The 23,166-nt window shown below is 36.0% G+C and carries 21 protein-coding genes, 1 tRNA gene and 1 pseudogene; 12 read left to right on the top strand and 11 right to left on the bottom strand.

All coding sequences use genetic code 11. The annotated features are described in order from the left end of the window. Positions 1–67 precede the first annotated feature (67 nt). Positions 68–1,687: an acyl-CoA dehydrogenase family protein gene (locus FJG96_RS06405; RefSeq protein WP_139413246.1), complete on the top strand. Its 1,620-nt coding sequence runs from the start codon at positions 68–70 to the stop codon at positions 1,685–1,687. Here FJG96_RS06405 and ruvX read toward each other — a convergent pair. Beyond that, positions 1,672–2,151 carry a Holliday junction resolvase RuvX gene (gene ruvX / locus FJG96_RS06400; RefSeq protein WP_139413245.1) on the bottom strand — a complete coding sequence of 160 codons (480 nt, stop codon included), beginning with the start codon at positions 2,149–2,151 and terminating at the stop codon, positions 1,672–1,674. The genes FJG96_RS06405 and ruvX overlap by 16 nt on opposite strands. A 150-nt stretch (positions 2,152–2,301) precedes the next feature. On the opposite strand from ruvX, the gene gatC reads away from it, so the two are divergent. Continuing rightward, positions 2,302–2,589, top strand: a complete 288-nt coding sequence (gene gatC / locus FJG96_RS06395) for an Asp-tRNA(Asn)/Glu-tRNA(Gln) amidotransferase subunit GatC (RefSeq protein ID WP_139413244.1) — start codon at positions 2,302–2,304, stop codon at positions 2,587–2,589. 31 nt (positions 2,590–2,620) lie between these two features. Continuing rightward, positions 2,621–4,105 (top strand): Asp-tRNA(Asn)/Glu-tRNA(Gln) amidotransferase subunit GatA, encoded by a 1,485-nt coding sequence (gene gatA, locus FJG96_RS06390; protein WP_139413243.1) that lies wholly within the window; start codon positions 2,621–2,623, stop codon positions 4,103–4,105. Between the two features lie 91 nt (positions 4,106–4,196). Here gatA and FJG96_RS06385 read toward each other — a convergent pair whose 3' ends face one another. From FJG96_RS06385 to FJG96_RS06365, 5 genes are all read right to left on the bottom strand, one after another. Next, positions 4,197–4,907 (bottom strand): ABC transporter ATP-binding protein, encoded by a 711-nt coding sequence (locus tag FJG96_RS06385; protein ID WP_139413242.1) that lies wholly within the window; start codon positions 4,905–4,907, stop codon positions 4,197–4,199. Beyond that, entirely contained in the window at positions 4,894–5,676 is a 783-nt protein-coding gene (locus FJG96_RS06380; protein WP_139413241.1) for an ABC transporter ATP-binding protein, read from the bottom strand. Before FJG96_RS06380 ends, FJG96_RS06385 begins: the two co-directional genes overlap by 14 nt. Then, positions 5,673–6,731, bottom strand: coding sequence for a branched-chain amino acid ABC transporter permease (locus FJG96_RS06375; RefSeq protein WP_139413240.1), 1,059 nt, complete (start codon positions 6,729–6,731; stop codon positions 5,673–5,675). The genes FJG96_RS06380 and FJG96_RS06375 overlap by 4 nt, the downstream gene beginning before the upstream one ends. Beyond that, the gene (locus tag FJG96_RS06370) at positions 6,731–7,807 is read right to left on the bottom strand and encodes a branched-chain amino acid ABC transporter permease (protein WP_139413239.1); all 1,077 of its coding nucleotides are present in this window, start codon (positions 7,805–7,807) and stop codon (positions 6,731–6,733) included. The genes FJG96_RS06375 and FJG96_RS06370 overlap by 1 nt, the downstream gene beginning before the upstream one ends. A 122-nt stretch (positions 7,808–7,929) precedes the next feature. Then, positions 7,930–9,063 carry an ABC transporter substrate-binding protein gene (locus tag FJG96_RS06365; RefSeq protein ID WP_139413238.1) on the bottom strand — a complete coding sequence of 378 codons (1,134 nt, stop codon included), beginning with the start codon at positions 9,061–9,063 and terminating at the stop codon, positions 7,930–7,932. A gap of 326 nt (positions 9,064–9,389) precedes the next feature. Here FJG96_RS06365 and FJG96_RS06360 point away from each other — a divergent pair, with 326 nt between their 5' ends. The 4 genes from FJG96_RS06360 to FJG96_RS06345 all read left to right on the top strand — a co-directional run bounded on the left by FJG96_RS06360 (position 9,390) and on the right by FJG96_RS06345 (position 12,307). Next, positions 9,390–9,965, top strand: coding sequence for a cold-shock protein (locus FJG96_RS06360; RefSeq protein ID WP_139413237.1), 576 nt, complete (start codon positions 9,390–9,392; stop codon positions 9,963–9,965). 234 nt (positions 9,966–10,199) lie between these two features. Next, positions 10,200–10,712 (top strand): DUF192 domain-containing protein, encoded by a 513-nt coding sequence (locus FJG96_RS06355; protein ID WP_139413236.1) that lies wholly within the window; start codon positions 10,200–10,202, stop codon positions 10,710–10,712. Beyond that, the gene (locus tag FJG96_RS06350) at positions 10,709–11,482 is read left to right on the top strand and encodes an alpha/beta fold hydrolase (RefSeq protein WP_139413235.1); all 774 of its coding nucleotides are present in this window, start codon (positions 10,709–10,711) and stop codon (positions 11,480–11,482) included. Before FJG96_RS06355 ends, FJG96_RS06350 begins: the two co-directional genes overlap by 4 nt. Positions 11,483–12,094: 612 nt before the next feature. Beyond that, a complete protein-coding gene (locus FJG96_RS06345) occupies positions 12,095–12,307 on the top strand; it encodes a DUF3126 family protein (RefSeq protein ID WP_139413234.1) in 213 nt (70 codons plus the stop codon). 44 nt (positions 12,308–12,351) lie between these two features. On the opposite strand, the gene radC is transcribed toward FJG96_RS06345, so the two are convergent. The 3 genes from radC to sfsA are packed head-to-tail and all read right to left on the bottom strand — an operon-like array spanning position 12,352 to position 14,703. Beyond that, positions 12,352–13,146, bottom strand: a complete 795-nt coding sequence (radC, locus tag FJG96_RS06340; RefSeq protein WP_139413233.1) for a RadC family protein — start codon at positions 13,144–13,146, stop codon at positions 12,352–12,354. Positions 13,147–13,163: 17 nt separating this feature from the next. Further along, positions 13,164–13,994, bottom strand: coding sequence for a type I methionyl aminopeptidase (gene map / locus FJG96_RS06335; RefSeq protein WP_139413232.1), 831 nt, complete (start codon positions 13,992–13,994; stop codon positions 13,164–13,166). Continuing rightward, positions 13,987–14,703, bottom strand: coding sequence for a DNA/RNA nuclease SfsA (gene sfsA / locus FJG96_RS06330; protein ID WP_139413231.1), 717 nt, complete (start codon positions 14,701–14,703; stop codon positions 13,987–13,989). The genes map and sfsA overlap by 8 nt, the downstream gene beginning before the upstream one ends. Before the next feature lie 300 nt (positions 14,704–15,003). Between sfsA and FJG96_RS06325 the strand changes: the two are divergent. From FJG96_RS06325 to ttcA, 4 genes and pseudogenes are all read left to right on the top strand, one after another. After that, a pseudogene (locus FJG96_RS06325) lies at positions 15,004–15,862 on the top strand (RNA methyltransferase). Continuing rightward, positions 15,834–16,661: a glutamate racemase gene (gene murI / locus FJG96_RS06320; RefSeq protein WP_139413229.1), complete on the top strand. Its 828-nt coding sequence runs from the start codon at positions 15,834–15,836 to the stop codon at positions 16,659–16,661. The pseudogene FJG96_RS06325 and the gene murI overlap by 29 nt, the downstream one beginning before the upstream one ends. 174 nt (positions 16,662–16,835) lie before the next feature. Continuing rightward, positions 16,836–17,453 (top strand): 30S ribosomal protein S4, encoded by a 618-nt coding sequence (gene rpsD / locus FJG96_RS06315; protein ID WP_139413228.1) that lies wholly within the window; start codon positions 16,836–16,838, stop codon positions 17,451–17,453. Positions 17,454–17,712: 259 nt separating this feature from the next. Then, entirely contained in the window at positions 17,713–18,591 is an 879-nt protein-coding gene (gene ttcA / locus FJG96_RS06310; RefSeq protein ID WP_139413227.1) for a tRNA 2-thiocytidine(32) synthetase TtcA, read from the top strand. A 490-nt stretch (positions 18,592–19,081) separates the two neighbouring features. Here the strand turns inward: ttcA and rimO are convergent, their stop codons facing one another. Beyond that, on the bottom strand, positions 19,082–20,395 hold the full coding sequence (rimO, locus tag FJG96_RS06305) for a 30S ribosomal protein S12 methylthiotransferase RimO (RefSeq protein WP_139413226.1): 1,314 nt from the start codon (positions 20,393–20,395) through the stop codon (positions 19,082–19,084). A 454-nt stretch (positions 20,396–20,849) separates the two neighbouring features. Further along, positions 20,850–21,563, bottom strand: coding sequence for a transcriptional repressor LexA (gene lexA, locus FJG96_RS06300; protein ID WP_139413225.1), 714 nt, complete (start codon positions 21,561–21,563; stop codon positions 20,850–20,852). A gap of 1,335 nt (positions 21,564–22,898) precedes the next feature. Here lexA and FJG96_RS06295 point away from each other — a divergent pair. After that, positions 22,899–22,974 (top strand) — tRNA-Lys (locus FJG96_RS06295). Positions 22,975–23,166: the final 192 nt, after the last annotated feature.

Here is a 23,166-nt window from a genome sequence, read left to right as displayed (position 1 = left end):
AATGTTTCTTAACTCTAAAAAGACAAATAGTCTATGATATGAATGATTTGAATATAGGAATAGACCTATGAGTGCTGTCTCTGCGCAAAATGCTCGTCGAAAAAATACATTTCTTAGCGATACGCTTATGTTTCGTATGGCTTCTACTTTGCCTAAGTTTTTACTAGCAAGCTTTGAAGAAATAGGGGATTTTGCTGCGAGTCGAGAAGCATGGAAGCTTTCTTGCTCAGCGAATCATTATAAGCCTTTATTATGTTATAACGATGAATGGGGACAGCGGACAGAAAAATTAGAAATACATTCTTCTTATCAAGACCTTCAACAATATTCTAGACAAGCGGGGTTGGTGACTTCGCTTTGGGAAAATACTTCTTCAGAAAATGGGGTACGTTATCAAGCACGTGCGATTCGTTTGGCTTTATCTGCTGGTTTAGAAACGGGGCATTTGAATGAGGTTATTATAACGAGTGCAGCGATTGCTGTCTTAATTAGTGATAGTGAGCTCTTCAAAAAATGGCAAAATGTCCTTTTGTCACGCCAATATGATTCTTCATCAAGACCTATTCATCATAAAAAATCCGCTTCTCTGACGTGTGCCTTTGATGATATTGAACAATACGCTTTCAATTTTCCAAGTGTTAAGAAAATTTCTTTCGATGAAAATATGGAGCGAGATCTGTATCGTTTAAATGTCGTAAAAACCAATGTTATTAATCCTACAGCTGATGGATATCTTGTTAGTGCAGATTTAAATGGTCATTTAAGTTGCTTTTTTGTTCCACGTATACAGGAAAATGGTGCATTAAATGGACTGATATCGATTCGTCATTTAATTCAGCGTTCTGGAGAACTTTTAACACCAGAGGGGGTTGTTGATTTTCAAGGCAGTTATGGCTGGCTTTTGGGAAATGCTGGAGAAGGTCTTAAAGTTATTAAAGATATCGAAACGATGATGCGTTTTGATCAATCTGTCATATCGGCAGGTGTTTTGCGCGCTGCCCTTCAATTTGGTATAGATTTTTTCCGCAAAAAAATGCCAAATCAGCCTTTACCACCGCTGACAGAACGTATTTTTGCAGATATTGCATTAGATATTGCTGCTTCACAAGCATTGGTTTTGCGTTTAGCGCGAGCCTTTGACAATGCAGCAAATGACCGTTCTGAAGCAGCTTTCGCGCGCATTATGACACCTATTATTGCTTACCACGTCAGTCAATTGGTTGTGCCTATTATTGGCGAAATTATTGCACAACTTGGTATTGAAAGCTTTATAGAGAACAATCCATTATCACAAATGTTGCATAATGGACCTGCGCGAATTGTGAGAAATAGTTCGGCTAATCAATTGGTAAAGGATGCCATTCTTATTGCCGAAAAAGCACCGGGATTGTTTCAGAAATTGTTAGAAAAAATTGCTCTTGATATTGGACCAGCAGGACCACGTGCCATTGAAATTATTAAGTCCGCCGGTGATATGGCCGCGGAAAATGAAGGAGCAGGAAGGTTTTTTGTTGAACAAGTAGCCTATGCAGCTGCTGCCGCATCATTACGTTCTACGGATATAGAACATGTTGCAAATGCCTATATGGAAAGCCGCCTTGGGGGACAATGGAGATCTTCTTACGGGATGCTCATTGCACGCTATAATGCAGGGCATTTGCTCAATGTTCTCTATCCTTCCATATGATGAAAGTTTTGAATTCTATTGAGAGCACCTTGTAATATAAAAGCAGCGGCTGCCGAATCAATTCTGCTTGCTCTTTTAGCGCGCGATACATTCATTTCTAACAAAGAGCGCTCTGCGGCAATGGTTGATAAGCGTTCATCCCAAAAAACAAATGGAATTTTTGTATGTTCTTTCATATTGCTCACAAAGGCTTTGGTTGCTTGAACACGAGAGCCACTGCTTCCATTCATATTAAGAGGTAAGCCAATGATAATAACACCTACATTTTCATGATCAAAAATTTTAATCAATGTTTGGGCATCTTCTGTAAATTTTTTTCGCTGCAGCACAGGACGCGGGTTAGAAACAGTCAACCCCATATCAGAAATCGCAATTCCAATCGTTTTTGTCCCTAAATCTAAGCCTGCTATTGTTTGTCCAGGCAAAAGATGCGTCATAACTTCATTGATATTAATAACAGTCATAAGAATTATAATACGTTTTTTTATGTTACAGATCTATAATTATATTCTTTATTCATGTTATCTAATATTCTTGCGCTTGCAAGCGCAGCCTTGTATAGCGAGAATAAAGATCAATGCATAAAACAAAAAAAACAGAAAGGCGTAAAGAGTATGTCTGTTGATCAAGAAACCGTCAAGCGGGTTGCTCGTTTAGCGCGGATTGCCATCCACGATAATGAGATAGAACCTATGACAAAAAAATTCAATGCTGTTCTCGGTTTTGTAGAGCAGTTAAATGAAGTTGATGTCAGTGAAGTTGAGCCATTAACATCTGTGATACCGATGACTCTACGAATGCGTGAAGATCATGTTACAGATGGCAATAAAGCAGCAGATATTGTCGCCAATGCACCTGTTACAGAAGAAAATTTCTTTCTTGTCTCAAAAATTGTTGAGTAACTTTTTATATTTTTGAAATTTGAGAACCAATATGACTGATTTAACAAACCTCACAATTGCACAAGCTCGTGATGCTCTCATAAAGAAAAAGCTCAAAGCAACGGAATTAACGGAAGCTTATTTAAAAGCAATTGAACTGGCTAATCCAACTTTGAATGCTTATGTAACAATAACAGCAGAACAAGCAAGAAAAATGGCTGCTGAATCAGAGGGCCGTTTGGCGAGAGGAGAGGGGGGGACTTTGGAAGGAATCCCTCTAGGAATTAAAGATCTTTTTGCAACCCGTGGTGTTCATACTCAAGCCTGTTCAAATATCCTTGATGGTTTTAAACCGCACTATGAATCAACCGTTACGGCTAATTTATGGCAAGATGGTGCCGTAATGCTCGGAAAACTTAATATGGATGAGTTTGCTATGGGCTCCTCTAATGAAACGTCATATTATGGTCCTGTTATTAATCCATGGAGAAAAAAAGGCTCGAATGAAAAACTCGTCCCCGGTGGTTCTTCGGGGGGATCATCTGCCGCTGTTGCTGCACAAATTTGTGCGGGTGCAACAGCAACAGATACAGGTGGTTCAATACGTCAACCAGCAGCTTTTACTGGAACTGTAGGAATAAAGCCGACTTATGGACGTTGTTCACGATGGGGCGTTGTCGCGTTTGCTTCATCCCTCGATCAAGCTGGACCTATTGCTAGAGATGTTCGTGACTGTGCTATCTTACTCAGATCAATGGCCTCTTTTGATGAAAAAGATTCTACTTCCATGAATTTACCAGTTCCTGATTATGAAAGTTATCTTGGTCAATCAATTAAAGGAATGAAAATTGGTATTCCAAAAGAATATTATCTGGATGGAATGTCTTCTGAGGTTATTGAACTTTGGCAAAAGGGAATAAATTGGTTAAAAGATGCGGGAGCTGAAATACACGATATTTCTTTACCTCATACAAAATATGCTCTACCTTCTTATTATATTATAGCTCCTGCAGAAGCCTCTTCTAATTTAGCGCGTTATGATGGTGTCCGTTTTGGTTTGCGTGTGCCTGGAAAAGACATCATCGAGATGTATGAAAATACGCGTTCTGTTGGTTTTGGTGATGAAGTCAAGCGGCGTATTTTGGTGGGGACTTATGTTCTTTCATCAGGCTATTATGATGCCTGTTATCTTAGAGCTCAAAAAGTAAGGACACTCGTAAAACGTGATTTTGATCAATGTTTTGATTCAGGCATTGATGCTATTCTTACCCCAGCAACACCAACACCTGCCTTTGGTATTGCTGATGAAAAAATAAAAAATGATGCTGTCGCAATGTATCTTAATGATATTTTTACGGTACCGGTTAATATGGCTGGTTTACCAGGAATTTCTGTTCCTGCTGGTTTGTCATCAAGTGGTTTACCCTTAGGATTACAACTGATTGGTAAGCCCTTTGCTGAAGAAGTTATTTTTCAAATAGCGCATATTATTGAACAAGCCGCAGGAATATTTTGTGCAGAAAAATGGTGGATATAATCATCAAACTGAAAAACATTTCTCATCAGTGATGAGAAATGTTTTCTTAAAAGTGAGGAGGAATAGATTCTATTTCCTTAATTTTTCGTCTTTATCCACCAAGATAGGCTTCTTTAACGCGCGGATCAGAAAGCATAGCTTTTCCTTCACCGTGAAATAAAATATGCCCTACTTCTAAAATATAAGCATAATCAGCGATAGAAAGTGCAGCAAATGCATTTTGTTCAATAAGAAGAACAGTTTTTCCCATATCATTAATTTTGCGGATAATCGAAAAAATCTCCCGAACGAGAAGGGGGGCTAACCCCAGTGAGGGTTCATCTAATATAACCATATCAGGATTACTCATAAGTGCGCGCCCTACAGCAACCATTTGTTGTTCCCCACCTGACATTGTTCCCCCCAACTGTCTTGATCTTTCACGTAGACGTGGGAAAAGATCAAATATCCATTCAATATCACGAGAAATTCCCTGTTTATCATGACGAATATAAGCACCCAGATGGAGATTTTCTAAAACAGTGAGATGGGGCATAATACGTCGCCCTTCAGGGCTGAGAGCAATCCCTAATCGCAAAATCTCTTCTGGTGATTTTTTAATAATTGATTCGCCATTATAGGTAATTTCTCCATAGACAGAGCGATTAAGTCCTGTAATAGAGCGTACAATACTGCTTTTCCCAGCACCATTGGCCCCAATTAAAGTAACAATACTGCCTTTTTTTATGGACATAGAAAGATTTTGAACAGCTTTAATGGCGCCATAATGAACGTGAAGATTTTTTATTTTAAGAATATCCATAAACATCTCCGCCGAGATAAGCTTCAATAACTTTAGGGTCATTACGAATTTCATCTGGTGTGCCACTGGCAATGCAACAGCCATATTCCATAACCAAAATATGTTGGCAAAGCCCCATAACCACTTTCATATCGTGCTCAATAAGAAGAATTGTAAGATCAAAGTCTTTTTGCACTTTTGCGATGAATTTTCTAAGATCTTCACTTTCTTGAGGATTCATGCCAGCGACAGGTTCATCAAGAAGAAGCAATTTAGGCTTTGTGGCTAATGCGCGTGCGATTTCTAAACGTCGCTGTACACCATAAGGTAAAGCTGTTGCTAATTGATTGGCAAGGTGATCAAGTTGTAGCCGTTCAAGAAGCTCCATGGAACTTTTATACACTTCTCTTTTTTCTCTCATTGCTTTTGAAAAAAAGAGAGCTGAATAAAACCAAGGATATTTTTGACGGACATGAGCGCCTACCATAACATTCTGTAAAACCGTTAACCCTGAGAAAAGACGAATGTTTTGAAATGTTCGGGCAATATGACGCCTGCAAACAATATAAGGAGGCTCTCCAGAAATTTTTTGTTCATCAAAAAGAATAGTACCACTTGTAGGAGCATAAAATCCAGAAATCATATTAAAAACTGTTGTTTTTCCGGCACCATTAGGACCAATTAATCCTGTTATGCTTCCTCGTTTAATGGCCATATTAACATTATTGACAGCAATTAACCCGCCAAAACGCATTACAATATCATTGAGTGAAAGAAGAGTGTCGTTCATAGCTTTCCCTCAGACTTAGAAAACTTTTTGCGTGCCAAAAAGTTATAAATTCCATTCCATGAAAATTCACGTTGTCCCATCAACCCCTTTCTCCAAAATAAAATAATTACCAGCAATAAAAGAGAGAAAACAACCATGCGAAGTCCTGGTGTTTCTGGAATATGTATAAAACCTAAGTCAAATGGACTTTCAATAATACGAAGCCATTCGAGCATGACTGTAATAATAATGCTGCCAATAATGCTTCCTGTAATTGAACCAAGACCACCAGCAACGACAATCATCAAAATATTAAACGTGAGCAAAAAATTAAACATTTTTGGATCAATGGTTGAAATAAGAGCAGCCATTAATGCGCCACCTATTCCTGCAAAAAATGCTCCAACAGTAAAAGAAAAACTACGGTAGAAAAAAGCATTAATTCCCATCGTTTTTGCAGCAATTTCATCATCACGAATAGCCCGTAATACGTTACCCGTATTGCTTCGCAGTAAGAGGACAATAAAAAGAACTGTAAATGCTAACCAACCATAGTTCCACCATAACGTTGCATTTTGAGGTATTCCTTTAATTCCCAAAGAACCATTTGTAAGCGATGTTGCATTGGTAATGACAATACGGATAATTTCTGCAAAACCCAATGTTGCAATTCCGAGATAATCGCCACCAAGACGTAATATTGGCAAAGCAATCAATAAACCGATAATTGCTGCACACAAACCACTGATAACAACAGCGACAAAAAAAGGGAATTGTAGATGGGATAATGGTTCAGCGATAGGCTCAAGAATCCACATCATCTCTTTTTGTTCAGGAGAAAGAAGTAAAATTGCGCAGACATAAGAACCAATAGCCATAAAGCCGGCATGCCCAAGGGAAAACATACCTGTAAAGCCGTAAATCAAATTAAGTGAAATTGCCAAGATTGCATTAATAGCAATCAGATTGATGATACGGAGTGTATAGTCATTAAAATGGTTATCCGCATAGAATAAAAAACCTATAAGAACGAAAATACTGATACACGATAAAAAGGTTGTCGCTGATTTTGTCATTAGATTTTCTCCTGACTTTTTTTACCCATTAATCCCGTGGGCAATACCAATAAAATCAGAATCAATAAAATGAAAGCGAAGGCATCACGATATCCAGATAGCGCGGGGAAAAATGCGATAATCATAATTTCAATAAACCCTAATAACAATCCTCCCAACATTGCTCCTGGTATCGAACCAATACCTCCGATAACGGCGGCAATAAAGGCTTTAAGACCAGGAAGAACGCCCATATAAGGCTGAATTTGAGGATAACGTAAAGACCACATAATACCAGCTATAGCAGCAAGTGCTGAGCCTATCCCAAATGTAAATGCAATAACTTTATTGACAGAAACCCCCATCAAACGCGTTGTTTCGATATCATGAGAAATTGCACGCATAGCAAGACCAGGTTTTGTTTTATGGATAATCCATAACAATAAGGCAATAAGAACCAATGATACGATAGGAACAATCAGAGACATGGGAGCAATTCTAATGACACCTTCTGCTTCTGATCCTAGGTGCCATAAAAATGGTGTTACCAGAAAATCTGGTTGTTTTACGCCTTTGGGAACACCACTAAAGAGTACAGTAGCAATATTTTCAATAAAAAAAGAAACACCGATTGCACCGATAAGTGCCGAAATACGTGGTGCATGGCGTAAAGGTCTATAGGCAAATTGATCAACAATAATCCCCACTGCACTTGTAATAAAAATGGAAAAACAAAGAGCTAAAACCCAGATCGGGGTAAAATTTTGTGGAGAAATTTTAAAATAATAAATAAATCCTAACGCAAGAATCAAAAAAACCGCCATCCAATAAGTTGGAGGGCGCCTTTTAAATCCTATAAATACTGAATAGTAAATAAGAGCAGCGAGGAATAAAAGAAGAAATGCTGCCCAAGCCGGCATAAAGCTAATTGTGGAAAAGAAAACAAAATAAGCTCCCAGCATAAAGATATCACCGTGAGCAAAGTTAATCAGTCTCAATATACCATAAACCATGGTGTAACCAATAGCGATAAGCCCATAAAGAGACCCCAATGCCAGTGCATTAAAAAAATACTGGATGAACATTTCAGTGCTCATCTCTCATCCTTCCACATTTGTTAATTTACTAGGATAATAAGAAAATCTTTAAGCTTTTTTGGTTGAGAATATTTTTCTCAACCAATTTTTGCATTTCAATTTTAATACGTACAACTCTTAAATTAAAAAGCAGGTTTAACTTCTTCTAAATAAACACGTTTTCCATCCTGTATTTTAATGATACCAATCGGAATCGTAGGGTTATGATTTTCATCCATCGACATATCACCAAAAGGCGTCTGAAAATCTTTTAACTTGCTTAGTGCAATGGTAATTTTCTCACGATCAGCGCTGCCAGCATTTTCAATAGCTTTCATGAACATCATATAACTTGTGTATCCCAAAACTGAATTGATATTTGGCTCTTTGTCAGGATAAACTTTTTTCCATTCCTCTGTAAATTTTTGCGCAGCGGCTGACATATTTGGCATATCCTCACTATAGGGAAGTGTCGTATGTAAAAAACCTTCTGCAGCACTTCCTGCAATCGTAATAGTTTCTGGATTGTCCATGGCATCTCCACCCATAATTTGAAACTTCGCCCCTAATTCACGCGCCTGTTTCATGATGATGGCTCCCTCAGAAAAGTAAGATGGAATGAATAAAATATCAGGTTTTTGCGCAATAATTTGTGTGAGAACAGCTGAAAAATCCTGATCTCCGGAATTATAATTTAAATTTGAGATAACTTCACCACCTAATTTTTTGAAAGCACGCGTAAAATAACTTGCAAGCCCAATGGCATAATCGCTTGAAATATCTTTGAGGATAGCGGCCTTTTTTGCCTGTAAAACTTGGCTTACATAAGTTGCGATTCCTACGCCTTGATAGGAATCAATAAAACAAGCGCGAAAGTAATATTTTTTACCCTGTGTAACAAGGGGGTTCGTTGAAGAAGTTGCAATGGTCGGAGTCTTTGCTTTTTCAGATATTTCACCACCTGCTAGCGAGAGTGAAGAACCATAGCTACCAATGATTCCACTCACCTTTTCACTTGCTGTTAAACGCATAACAGCATTCGCCGCTTCCACTTTATCAGACTTATTATCAATAATAACAAGTTCTACTTTGCGTCCCAAAATTTCTGGGACTTGTTTATGGGCTAATTCGATCCCTCGAATTTCAAGCTGACCTCCAAAGGCATTTTGACCACTTAATGGAAGATAAACACCAATTTTGATGGGGTCACTCGCATAAACATTCGCTGTAAGTGCCATAAAAGCGGTGATTGTCGTAAGGATTTTCTTCAATTGCATTGCGCATTTCCTTAATTGAATTGTCGTTTTTGCACCTTATATTGAACTTCTTCATCATGCAAGTTTCACATTAATGAAAATATCATTATGTAAAAAAACTTTTATATGATCTTTTTTGTAGAGCCCTCTTTGTAGGATATGTAAAGCGCACAATCAAATAGTTTTATAAATATTTTTTATAAATTTCATGTTGATATTAATATGTAAGAGATACGACAATATGGGGAAATCTTATCTTGGGGCTTGCGTGTTAATACAATAGCAATGTTTACTTAAACTTAGAGAATCAATATCGTACAATTTATAAGCTACAGGATCACGTTATTATGACGAGTAAGGATGCATTCAAAGATTGTTCCCTATCTGAGGATAGTATAGGTGCTTGTGGGGAAATTATCGAAATCAGTGGTGTCATTAAGTGGTTTGATGGTAGTAAGGGCTATGGATTTATTGTACCTGATTTACCTCATTTTCCCGACATATTATTGCATGTTACAGTCATGCGAAGGGATGGTTTCCAAACAGCTTTAGAGGGCGCTAGAGTTGTTTGTGCTGTGGAAAAAACTGAGCGAGGATTAAAATGTGTTCAGGTGAAATCCATCGATTGTTCTTCAGCGGTTCATCCATCAGAAGTTCCTGCCCGTACTCATGTTGTGGTTACTCCAGAAAGTGGACTAGAACGTGCAATTGTTAAATGGTTTAATCGTGACAAAGGTTTCGGTTTTCTTAGCCGTGGGCAAGGGACAGAAGATATTTTTATCCATATGGAAACCTTGCGCCGTTTTGGTTTAGCAGAGCTTCGTTCAGGACAAGTTGTCCTTGTCCGGTTTGGTAAAGGGGAAAAAGGTTTGATGACAGCAGAAATTTATCCAGATATAGGATTTCCTTTTGCTACACATTAAACCGCTACTCATTGAACTTTCGAGTAAAACCTTTTAAAGGATGGTTATTGCGTAAACAGCTATAGAAGTATCTCTGTTATAGCTCTCGTGAATTTATAAATTAAATGAGAAAATGCGCGTATCTATAAAAAAAATAAGGAAAAAAGAGAACAACTCTCTTTTTTTTGGCTTTTGAACTCTGATTATTTTTATTTCAGAAACAAAATTTAAGATTTTTTTGTGGTGGAGACAAAAATGTTAAAACCTTTTAAAAGAGGGTATATTGTTTTATTGGCGGTGTTTTTTATGCTAGAGATGCGCGTTGTTGTCGCGAAGGAGCCCATGGAGCTTCCTATTCACCCGATTCCTTTAGAAATACACACAAACCAGGGCACGATTTCTTATAAGGTAGAGATTGCTTTTACCCCCTCTCAAGCAGCAGCTGGTTTAATGTATCGGACTGATTTTCCACGCGATCGTGCAATGCTTTTTAAACAGCAAAAAAGTTATCAATCGGGAGATGAACAGAAGTTTTTTATGTGGATGGCTAATACACCTTTGCCCTTAGATATGATTTTTTTAAACTCTGAAGGCATTATTGTATCGATTATTGAAAACACTTCTCCATTTTCAAAAAAAACCATTTCATCAGGCGTTCCTGCAGCTTTTGCACTTGAGATTAACGCTGGTGAAGTTTCTGAAAAACAGATACAAAAAGGGCAACGTATTATTCATCCTGTCATTTGTGGAAAGTGCAATAAAAAATGACAGCTGAGGACGTTCGTTTTTTTGAATATGATGGTTTGCGATTTGCTTATCGAGAAGAAGGGGAAGGTGCACCTATTTTGTTGATCCATGGTTTTGGATCTTCTGCTCGGGTGAACTGGTTTGCAACGGGTTGGTTTCGTATTCTCACTGAAGCAGGGTATCGTGTTATTGCTCTTGATAACCGAGGGCATGGAGATTCAGTTAAAAGTTATGATCCTAGCTTTTATACGCCTCAAGCTATGGCTGGCGATGCCGTAAGACTCTTACAGCATTTAGAGTTATCTAAAGCCCATGTTATGGGATATTCTATGGGAGCTCGTATTAGTGCTTTTATGGCTCTTTTACATCCAACATATGTGAACAGCGTTATTTTTGGTGGTTTAGGTATTGGTATGGTAACGGGAGCAGGAAATTGGGAGCCTGTTGCTGAGGCTCTTTTAGCGGAAGATCCCTCTACCATTACCAATGCGCGTGGTTTAATGTTCCGTAAATTTGCTGATCAAACGAAAAGTGATAGACGTGCTCTGGCTGCTTGTATTATCACATCAAAACAAGAGTTAACGGCATCTGAAATTTATAAAATTGAACAACCTGCACTTGTTGCCGTTGGTTCATTAGATGAGATTGGCGGTGCTGCAGAGCCATTAGCAGCTTTGTTGCCTTGTGGTGAAGCTTTACCAATTCCTGGTCGAGATCATATGCTTGCTGTAGGTGATAAAGTTTATAAAAAAGGTGTTATCGATTTTCTCTCTCGTTATCCTATAAGATAAAAATTTTTGATAGATCTTAGCATTTACAAAAATACCTAATACTTTTGCGTATAAACTGAAAAGATTATTTAAAAACTTTCCTATTTGGACATAAATTTTTATAAAAAATAGGCAGACAGATAAGCTCTGATCGCTTATTTTATATATTTTTGAAGTTGTTTAATTCTTTTAAGGTTAGATAACTATATTTAAAATTCATTGAAAAGAATTATTTTTGAATGATGTAATAATATTTTTTGCTAAAAAATGTAGTTTTAAATAAAAAATTATTATTATTTTAATTTTTTATAGAAGTAACAAAATTATAAATCGTTGATTAATTTTTCTTCTAAACAAACCTCATAAATGCAGATGCTAAAATTGGAGATAAAGTAAAATTATTTTAAATATACACAGTTTTCTGCCATTTTTTTATCTATACGGGTATATTTAATAATGATAGACTCCTTTTATAAAAGTTCTTTATGAAGATATAAAGAAAGAGCTGTAAATATATGTAATATTAAGTCAATATTCAGATTAAGCTTTTTTACTGGCTTTACAGAATCAGATAAGTGTCTTATTCGCGCGACATGCAATTATTTTAATCGTTTCAAAAAACAGGAGAGCATAGTGAATGCTGATGAAATAAAAAAACTTGATAATTATTTAAAAAATACATTCCAAAACTCAGCATTGCAAGTCAGAGCACGCCCTAAAAAGGATGATTCTTGTGAGGTTTATATGGGGGATGAGTTTCTAGGTGTTATCTATCGAGATGAAGATGAAAATGAGCTATCCTACAGTTTCTCAATGGCTATATTGGATATTGATTTAGAAAATTGATTGACTATTTTCATCCTTGAATGAAGTCTTTTTTCCCATAAGGTTTATATGAGTTTTAATGCTTTAAAGCTTGTATGGTTATGGCGTGCAATAATAAGGTGATCATGGATCGTAATGCCTAATGCATTTGCTGCGTCTTTTAATCTGTATGTCATTGTTATATCTGCATCAGAGGGGGTAGAATCACCAGAAGGATGATTGTGGACTAAGATAAGTCCTGATGCGGATAACTCTAAAGCTCGAGAAATAACTTCACGAGGATAAACAGGGGTATGATCAATGGTTCCAGTTTGTTGTACTTCATCGGCAAGTAAGCCGTTTTTCTTATCGAGAAATAAAATACGAAATTGTTCACGTGTTTCGTGAGCCATAACCGCTTTACAATACGCTAATACTTTATCCCATGATGAAAAAATATCACGTTTAAACAACTCTGCACGAGCAAGGCGTCCAGCAACATCTGAAATAATTTTTAAATCAATTGCTGTTGCGGGGCCACATCCTTGAACCTCTTGAAGTCGATGAATATCAGCTCCTAACACATCAGCGAGTGAACCAAAATGTGCTATCAAATTTTTAGCTATAGGTTTTGTGTTTGCGCGGGGTATTGTGCGAAAAAGCAATAATTCAAGATATTCATAATCTTCAAGTGCATTTCCTTTTGACTTTAAATAGCGCTTTCGAAGACGTTCACGATGTCCTTGATAATGTTTATCAAGCTGTGTGTTTTTCTTAGGAGCTTTACTTTTTCTTTCTGATACTGAGGTGGGGGGAGAACTTGATGTTAATGCAAAGTGATTACTTTGAATATCTTCCTTTTGATTTAATTTTTTAGCCATAACATCTCTACAGTGGATTAGGTCTGAGAATTTGGAATATAAAAGATATTTTTAGGCGATTGTGTAAATATTTCATACCCTTCATTTGTAACACCAATTGTATGCTCATATTGTGCTGTAAGAGAGCGGTCACGAGTAACAGCAGTCCAACCGTCAGATAAAATCTTAACTTGTGGCTTACCAAGATTAATCATAGGTTCAATCGTAAATATCATCCCTTGTTTTAATTCGATTCCTTCTCCAGGATTTCCATAATGGAGAATATTGGGGGCATCATGAAACAGCTGACCGATACCATGTCCGCAAAAATCTCTCACAATTGAGCACCGTTCAGATTCTGCATATTGTTGAATGGCTGCACCAATATCACCTGTCGTTGCTCCAGGTTTAACCACAGCGATTCCTCTCATAAGACTTTCATAGGTTATTTCTAAAAGGCGTTCTGCAGCACGTCTGATTTTTCCAACAGGATACATGCGGCTTGAATCACCATGCCAACCATCAAGAATAAAGGTTACATCAACATTCACAATATCGCCTTCTTGCAAGGGTCTTTTATTGGGAATACCATGACAGACAACGTGATTGATAGATGTACAGCATGAATGGCTGTATCCATGATAATTTAGGTCAGCAGGAAGAGCCCCTTTTTGGGCACCAAAAGTAAATACAAAATCATCAATTTCTTGCGTAGTGACGCCAGGTTTAATGATATCCATAAGAGCATCAAGGCATTCTGCCGCAATACGACCAACTTCACGCATTTTAGCAAAAGCATAGTCATCGAAAATGCGAATTTTCCCGTTAAATTTTAAAGGGGTTTTATTATATTCAATATACTCAATCATCGTTTTTTCTGTTTTCTATTTTTACTCTCTGAATCGGAAAAATACCTTCTACACTTACATGACACTTTACAGCATAACATTCTACTCCTGATTTTAATGCTAAATCAAACTTACGTCCATAGAGTGGATCAAGATCGCGACAGATTGTAAAAGCAGAACAATCTTCCCGTTGAATAACATAAAGCATAGCAGCTCGTTTTCCTTGTTGTACGACTTGTATGAGTTCTTCAAGGTGACGGGCGCCCCGTTTTGTTGCGCTATCAGGAAATTCTGCTAATCCTTTTTGACGAATAAAATGAACATTTTTGACTTCTAGGTAACAATCAGGAAGAATGTCATCCTGCAAAAGAAAGTCAATGCGTGATTGTATCCCATAGCGTTGTTCTTTTAAAATTGTTTTATACCCACTTAATTCTGGTAGTAATCCGTTTTGAATTGCTTCTAATGCAAGTTTATTAGGTAAAGCAGTATTAATACCAACTAAAGTATTATCGGATTCAACAATTTCTAATTGATAGGCATATTTTCTCTTGGTATTTTTATGATATGAAAGCCAAATATTGGCGTTGGAAGTTGTCAATCCAAGCATTGATCCTGTGTTTGGTACCGACACAGTGAAGATATGTTGGTCATCCTGTTTAACATCTGCAAGGAAACGTTTATAACGACGGATAAGCTTTGCAGGAAAAAGTTTGGGAATAAAGTACATATTTCTTTTTTAGGATTTATGATTTCATAATTCAACTGAGGTTATGATTTGTAGAGGCTCTTCCCTATTAAAAAAGATAAAATTGATGTAAAAAACGCTACGATATCTTATATAAATTGTTATAAACTTCATCGTTTACTTTAATGGCTTTTAAAATTTTTATGAGAGAATTTATACCTTTTGAGTGAAAAAATAACATTGTTTATAATTTATTATTAAGCAACATTAGAGTACTGTGAAGAAGGTTGCATTAAAAAATAGTGGAGAGGGAGATTATTTAAGTGAAACTAGGTAAGGTTGATGGCTGGAACGAATAAGAATCGTGAAAATTTAACAAAGGGGCCCATTATTATTTTAGTTGAACCGCAGCTTCCGGAAAATATTGGTATGGTCGCAAGGGCAATGGCAAATTTTGGGCTTTCTAAGCTTCGGCTTGTCAAACCTCGAGAAACATTTCCAAATGAAAAAGCTAGAGCTGCTGCAAGTAAAGCTGATCATGTCATTAACAACACCGTGATTTTTGACACATTGTGTGATTCAATTGCAGATTTACATTATGTCTTTGCTACAACAGCCCGTGAAAGATGTGGATTTAAAACTGTAAAAAGTGCAGTCGAAGCAGCAAATGTACTCCGTCAGCGTGAGAATATCGGACATAAAACAGGTATTGTCTTTGGAAGAGAGAGATGGGGACTAGAAAATGATGAAATCAGCCTTGTTGATGAAATCATCACTTTTCCAGTTAATCCTGCTTTTGCATCACTTAATATTGCACAAGCAGTTCTTTTGATGTCTTACGAATGGATGAAAACAGGTCTAGAACATATAAGCGATACGGCATTTCGTGCAGTAGAGATGGAGCCTGCAAATAAAGCAGTATTTCATGGTTTTTTATCTCAATTAGAAGAGGCTTTGGATATTCGTGGGTATTTTAGACCTCGAGAACGAAAAGAGGTTATGCTTACAAATTTGCGCTCTGTTTTTACGCGTGCTAACTTTAGTGAATCTGAGGTTCGCTTATTGCGAGGCGTTATATCTTCATTAGATCATTTTTCTCCAAAATATCCACGGGGGAGTAGAGCCCCTAAAGAGCGTGATCGTCAAAAAATTAAAAACAAGTGTGAAAACTGATGGATCTACGACCTGTTCTTTTTTTTGATAGTGGTGTTGGTGGTTTAACAGTGTTAAGGGAAGCACGCGTTTTTATCCCTGAAATACAATTTATTTATGTGGCTGATGATGCTGGATTTCCTTATGGAAATTGGGAAGAAAATGTTTTAAGAGAACGTATTTTAAAGATTTTTACAAATCTTTTAATACGTTATAATCCCGTCTTATGTGTGATTGCTTGCAACACTGTTTCTACATTGATGATGGCAGATCTACGACAGAATTTTCCTCATGTCCTTTTTGTGGGAACGGTTCCTGCAATTAAATCAGCTGCTGAACAAACGAAATCTGGTTTTATTTCCGTATTAGCGACTCCTGGAACAGTTAAACGTGCCTATACAAATGAATTAATTAACTCTTTTGCTGGACAGTGTCATGTTCAACTTGTAGGAAGTGAAAAGCTTGCTGGATTTGCTGAAGATTATTTACGAGGAAAATCTATCGATTTAGAAGAGTTAAAAAAAGAAATCCTGCCATGTTTTGTAGAAAAAAATGGCAAATATACTGATGTTATCGTTTTAGCCTGCACTCATTATCCTTTTTTGATTAAATTCTTTCGTGAACAAGCTTTATGGTCCGTTAAATGGATTGATCCAGCAAAAGCGATCGCCAAACATATCAGATCATTATTGCCCTTGTCGGAAAAGATACATCAGCCCCCCATAAAGAAATATCAAGATTTTGCGTTGCTGACATCAAAAAATATTACTTCTTCAACAGAGCATTTATTAAAAGGATTTGGCTTAAAACTGATGAAAGGAGTTGACTTTGAGATACGGGATCAATAAAGATACTCTTCTAGCTTTTTCTTTCAAGAAAATGGCTGTCATTGACGTGTCCCGTGGATAGTTTTGTATCATTGGTATGTTAAGCTATTCTGTCAGTCTTTTGTATTTAAAGGCAGAGGAGGGCGCGTTTCCTTGGGATCTTAAGATCTCGTGTTTTATTTTAAAGGAAATGCGATGAGTAAACGCGAAACAACAAAATATAAAATTGACCGACGTATGGGAGAAAATATTTGGGGGCGTCCAAAATCTCCTGTCAATCGTCGTGATTATGGTCCAGGTCAGCATGGACAGCGTCGTAAAGGAAAACTTTCTGACTATGGGGTGCAATTGCGCGCTAAACAAAAGTTGAAAGGGTTTTATGGCGATATTTCAGAAAAGCAATTCCATAAGACTTATGTGGAAGCTGCTCGTCGGCGGGGTGATACGGGTGAAAATCTTATCGGTCTGTTAGAATCACGTTTGGATGCTGTTGTCTATCGTGCAAAATTTGTGCCTACGATTTTTGCTTCTCGCCAATTCATTAATCATGGTCATGTGAATGTAAATGGGCGGCGTACAAATATTCAATCGTATCGTTGTAAGCCAGGTGATGTTATTGAGGTTCGGGAAAAATCAAAACAACTTGTTTTGGTTTTAGAATCAGTACAATTAGCAGAACGTGATGTCCCCGATTATATTGAAGCAGATCATAAACATATGAAAGCGACCTTTACACGTATTCCTGCTTTTGCAGATGTTCCTTATGCTGTGCAAATGGAACCTAATTTGGTTGTTGAATTCTATTCTCGATAATTTTTATGAGAAAAGTGGTCTCTCTTCTATTATTATAATTTCAAGCTATTGTGTTGTTTTTATAATCTTTGAAGTCAGCAAATATTTTCAAATGGTTCTATATTAAGTTTGTTACACTATTTTAGTGTCATAAGCTTATATAGTTCCATTTCTTTTTTCATATCTATTTTTATAAATTCAAAAAACTTGAAATGTAAGCTTGCTTTATATTTGTTTTTATCTTTGAAAATGGGCTATTACTTGTGCAGGATATGATCTTATGAATGATGTTTCCGTTGAATATCAAGCAATAGAAGAAAACGAAGAGAAAGATGATCTTTTAACAAGCAAAGAAGATGATTGCCATCCAATATTTCGGCGTGCTCCTTCAAGTGTGGAATTTAATAAATTGCGCAAACGACTTTTGCGTCATATGAGGCAAGCTTTAGATGATTTTTCTATGCTCTCTACTGGAAAAAAATGGCTTGTTGCTTTATCGGGCGGAAAAGACTCTTATGGTTTATTAGCACTTCTTTTAGATTTAAAGTGGCGTGGTCTTTTACCCGTTGAAATTCTCGCTTGTAATCTTGATCAAGGTCAACCAGGTTTCCCTAAACATATTCTTCCAGACTTTTTGAGTTCTTATAAAATTCCCTATCGTATTGAATATCAAGATACTTATTCCATTGTTACAGATAAATTGTCAGAAACACAGACATATTGTTCACTTTGTTCTCGATTGCGACGGGGTAATCTCTATCGTATTGCACGTGAGGAGGGGTGTTCGGCATTAATTTTAGGGCATCATCGTGATGATGTTTTGGAAACATTTTTTATGAATTTGTTTCACGGTGGCCGATTAGCCGCTATGCCTGGAAAACTTAAAAATGATGAAGGTGATCTTTTTGTGTTACGTCCTCTTGTCTATGCCACTGAGGAAGATATGGAAAAATTTGCTCAAGCAATGCAATTTCCGATTATTCCTTGTAATCTTTGCGGTAGTCAAGATGGTTTACAACGTAATGCAATGAAAGAAATGCTGAAAAATATCGAAAGACAAATGCCAGGACGCAAAGATACAATGATTCGCGCTTTAACGAATGTGCGCCCAAGTCATTTACTTGATAAGAAATTCTTTGATTTTAAAACATGTGAATAAAAATGAAGCATTGTTAAAAAATAAGTTTAAAAATTTCAATTTAAGTCACTTATTTATAATAATAATTCACTGTTTTGCAATTTAACTACCATAAATATTGTATTTTGAATTTTCTTATATTGTATCCATAAAAAATATCCCCCCATATCACAAGCAGAACTCTTGGACATATAAAACATAATTTAAAGAGATTCTTTTAAAATTGGTTTGCTCTTTTTTAAAGTAAACATGAAAGAGTCTTGTAGATTTTATCTTATTCTGTTGTGCAATAAAACATTGTCATTTAGAGCGATAAATGAAGAGAATATAAAATTCTTGATAAAAATAAGTTGTTTTTAGAATGTACAGCGAACATTCAAGACAGGGATTGCCTATAAATTCTCATGAAGTGAATCACATAAGTAACCAAACCCTATCGTGAGCAGTTGCTTTTTTATAAACTAACACTGATGGAGAACCTTATCATTGGGATGGGAAGAAGCTCAATTTTTTAAACGGCTATACCATAAAGGTCATAAGCATCTGATTGTTCGATTTTAACGGTGACAAACTCACCAACACGCAAGGGGCGTCGTGATGATATATGGACAACACCATCTATTTCTGGAGCATCGTATTGACTACGTCCTTTGGCGACTTTTCCTTGACTTTCATCGATAAGAACTTGGAGTCTTTTTCCAATTTTTTTCTTTAAAAGATGTGTAGAAATTTGTTGTTGTTTTGCCATAAAACGATGCCAGCGGTTTTCTTTCACATCTTCAGGAATATTTTCTAATCCCAAATCATTTGCAACGGCTCCTTTTACTTCTTCATATTTAAAGCATCCAGCGCGTTCAATTTTTGCTTCTTCTAGCCATTCTAGAAGCATATTAAAATCCTCATTTGTTTCGCCTGGAAATCCAACAATAAATGTTGATCGCAAAGTAAGGTCTGGACATATTTTTCGCCACTTTTCAATTCTACGGTTTGTTTTTTCCATAAGAGCAGGACGCTTCATATGACGCAAAACAGTCGGTGATGCATGCTGAAAAGGAATATCCAGATAAGGGAGAATTTTTTTTGCCGCCATAAGTTCGATGACTTCATCCACATGGGGATAAGGATAAACGTAATGCATACGTACCCAAATGCCCATATCACCTAGTTCGCGACAAAGATCAAAGAATTTTGTTTTAATTGTGCGATCTTTCCAAGAATTTTCGAGATATTTAAGATCAATACCATAAGCACTCGTATCTTGTGAAATAACTAAAAGTTCTTTTACACCTGCTTTTACCAACTTTTCAGCCTCACGAAGAACATCACTGATGGGACGTGAAGTGAGATCACCACGCAGGGTAGGGATGATACAAAAACTACACCTGTTAGAACATCCTTCAGAAATCTTTAAATAGGCATAATGGCGAGGTGTTAAACGAATACCTTGGGGAGGAACTAAATCAAGAAAAGGATCATGAACAGGGGGAATTGCCGTATGAACAGCTTGTATAACACTTTCATAAGCTTGTGGTCCTGTAATCGCCAATACATTAGGGTATTTTTGGCGAATAACATCAGGATCAGAACCAAGACACCCTGTTACAATAACTTTTCCATTTTTTTTGAGAGCTTCATCAATATTGGCTAGCGATTCTTTTCTGGCAGAGTCGAGAAAACCACAGGTATTTACAATAACGACATCAGCTCCTTGATGTTGACGTGAAATTTCATACCCTTCAGAGCGGAGACTTGTAATAATTCGCTCAGAATCTACGAGTGCTTTTGGGCATCCGAGGGAGACAAAACTAATACGAGGTGCTGCCATGATAATCCTATAATTACTATGAAGATTGCGTTCCGCTTTTATTGACTTAAAAAATCAAAAAATGTTCTTTATTTTTACAGATAATAATTTGTTATAAATCGATTTGATTTTTTTCTACAATATTTTGTGTATGCTTACAATTTTATCTTATTATACATACTATTATTGAGAGCGGTGATATAAGACAGACTCCTTCAAAATATTCAAGCTCTTTTAGAGTAGGTGGTGAATATTTTTAAGCTTTTTTGTCGAGCCTTACGTGAGTGAACAATATATGAGAGCAGAGGGGTAGTGAAACGAGTCCCATAAGGATTTAGATTTATTTATAAACCCAATTGGAGGCATCTTTTAGCTATGGGGAGAAAGTCAACTGCGTGTGGCACAATATTTTAAAATACTCAATAGTTTTTTACTGTATTTTATTGCGATATATACTCCATATATAAGTTTATTTTTAATATTTGCGAATAAGTCCGGTAAGTTTTCCTTGTATTTCTACACGCTCAGATTTGTATGTACGTACTTCGTAGTGAGGATTAGCAGCTTCTAATGCAACAGATGTTCCTTTGCGTCGATAACGTTTTAATGTTGCTTCTTTTTTATCAATAAATGCGACAATAATTTCACCTGATATTGCTGTATTTTGACGTTTTACAATAATCGTATCTTTATCAAGGATCCCAGCCTCAACCATAGAATTATCTTTAACTTCTAATGCATAGTGCTCACCTGTATTAACCATATCGTGTGGGAGAGAAAGAGTGCTTGTTTGTTGCAGTATAGCAGAGGCGGGCACACTCGCAGAAATACGTCCCATAATGGGGATTGTGATATTTTTTTTTTCTTCTTCCTCAACACTTCCAAGATTAGCCAAGTTTTTTGATATTTCTCTTTTATTTTTTTCTATCACACTGGGAGAAATCTTACGGGCTAGAGAAAGGTTAAATGTTATTTTTTCAGGGAGTCGAATCACCTCCACTGCACGAGCACGATTGGGTAAACGACGTATAAACCCCCGTTGTTCCAAGGCGATAATAAGCTTATGAATGCCAGACTTTGAAGAAAGCTCTAAAGCATTTTTCATTTCTTCAAAAGAAGGAGGAACACCTGTTTCTTTTATATGATTGTGAATAAACAAGAGGAGCTCATATTGTTTACATGTCAGCATTCAATGTTCCAATCAAAAAATAAAAAAATTACAGTAAAAAATACGTGTATATAAATAATTATACAACTTTTTTTGCTAAATCAAAATTATTTGCTTTATTTTTGATCTTATAAGTGAAGTTAATTAGGCAATATGTTTATTTATAGACATATTTAATATATAATAAGTATGAAATTTTACTTTCATAAATTTATCATAATATTGTTTATATATTATAAAACTACACTAATATTAAATGATATATAAAAAATATTTTATAGCTCTGACTGAATAATTTAACACTCAATTTTATGGTCAGTATTATCCTTCTACTTTTTATACATCTATGTTTTTTATTATTTTCTCATATAATAAAATTAAATAAAATACATTCTCTCAATAGCGCAACGGATCACTCTATGTATATTTAGAATCATTTTGCACATTTTTTCTATTTTTTTATTGTTTAGTCAAATTATCTACAGTAACAATAATGAGCATAATTTATAGTCGTGCCTGATATTTTCAATGAGACTGAATTTTTTTGTTTCACAGCTGCTTTATTCTATAAAATAATCGGCTTTTATTATAGAATCATCGTGCTTGAATAAAAGTCACATCCTCAAAATGCCATTGTTGCTCGTTCACATATTTATTTTAAAAAAGATATCTTTCAATGTACTCGCTTCCATCAAGATGATTTTGCAAATAACATAAAATCTCTTAGGCAACGCTACCTTCACATCTTAATAATCTACACCACCATACTTATTTTTCCCACCCCTCATGTTGTGATAATTTTTGTTTATTGAAAGAAAATACAAGAGGCAGTTTTATTTTTTTAATCGATTTATTTTTCTCTTTGTGTTGAGCCAAGCAAATGAGTTTTATAAGTTCAATATAAAAGAAACAAACGAATTAGAAATAAGAAAATCTTACGGTATTCAGATCTCTCACTCGAGTAAGAAAATAATAAATTATTATAAATCAATATGTTATTTTATAAATCTCTATTCATATTTAAAAATTAAAACATAAAATAAAAATGATATAGAGTAGGAAGTGTTTTTCTGCTCACCCCATGATGCTTCATAGCCTATGTATGGAGGAAGAGGGGGGCGTTTTTTGTAATTTTAGCATTTCGAATCTATGAAATATTTTTATCGTTAGATTATTTTTTTATCGAAATTTCAAAAAGAAGATCACAGAGCAATTCTATAATGATGAAGAAAGGAAAAAAACGGAAAATTATTGATAACTAAAAAAAATAATAATATTTTTTTCAAAAGGTGTTGACCAAATGAAAAGTCAACCGTATGTTCCCCTCACTTTCTGCAAACTAGATAGCTTGTGTGAGAGCGCGTAGCTCAGCTGGTAGAGCAACTGACTTTTAATCAGTAGGTCCAGGGTTCGAATCCCTGCGCGCTCACCAACTTTATATGATACCGATAAGCTATGCAGAAGTTTGAGAGCTTTTCTATTTTGATTCTTTTTATTTTTTTGATTGCCCTAGTTTTTGGGGGCGTTTTTTGGTTGATTCTATAGCCAATCATTTTTTATCAGCTATTTGTATGTTAGAGTGCTCTTTTGTCCAATCTAAAGGTGTGCTTTAAAGCTTGTGATA

Source organism: Bartonella mastomydis (assembly GCF_900185775.1).
Lineage (GTDB): Bacteria > Pseudomonadota > Alphaproteobacteria > Rhizobiales > Rhizobiaceae > Bartonella > Bartonella elizabethae.
The sequence above is the reverse complement of the archived record's forward strand: the minus strand, read 5'-3'. Positions and strand labels throughout refer to the sequence as shown.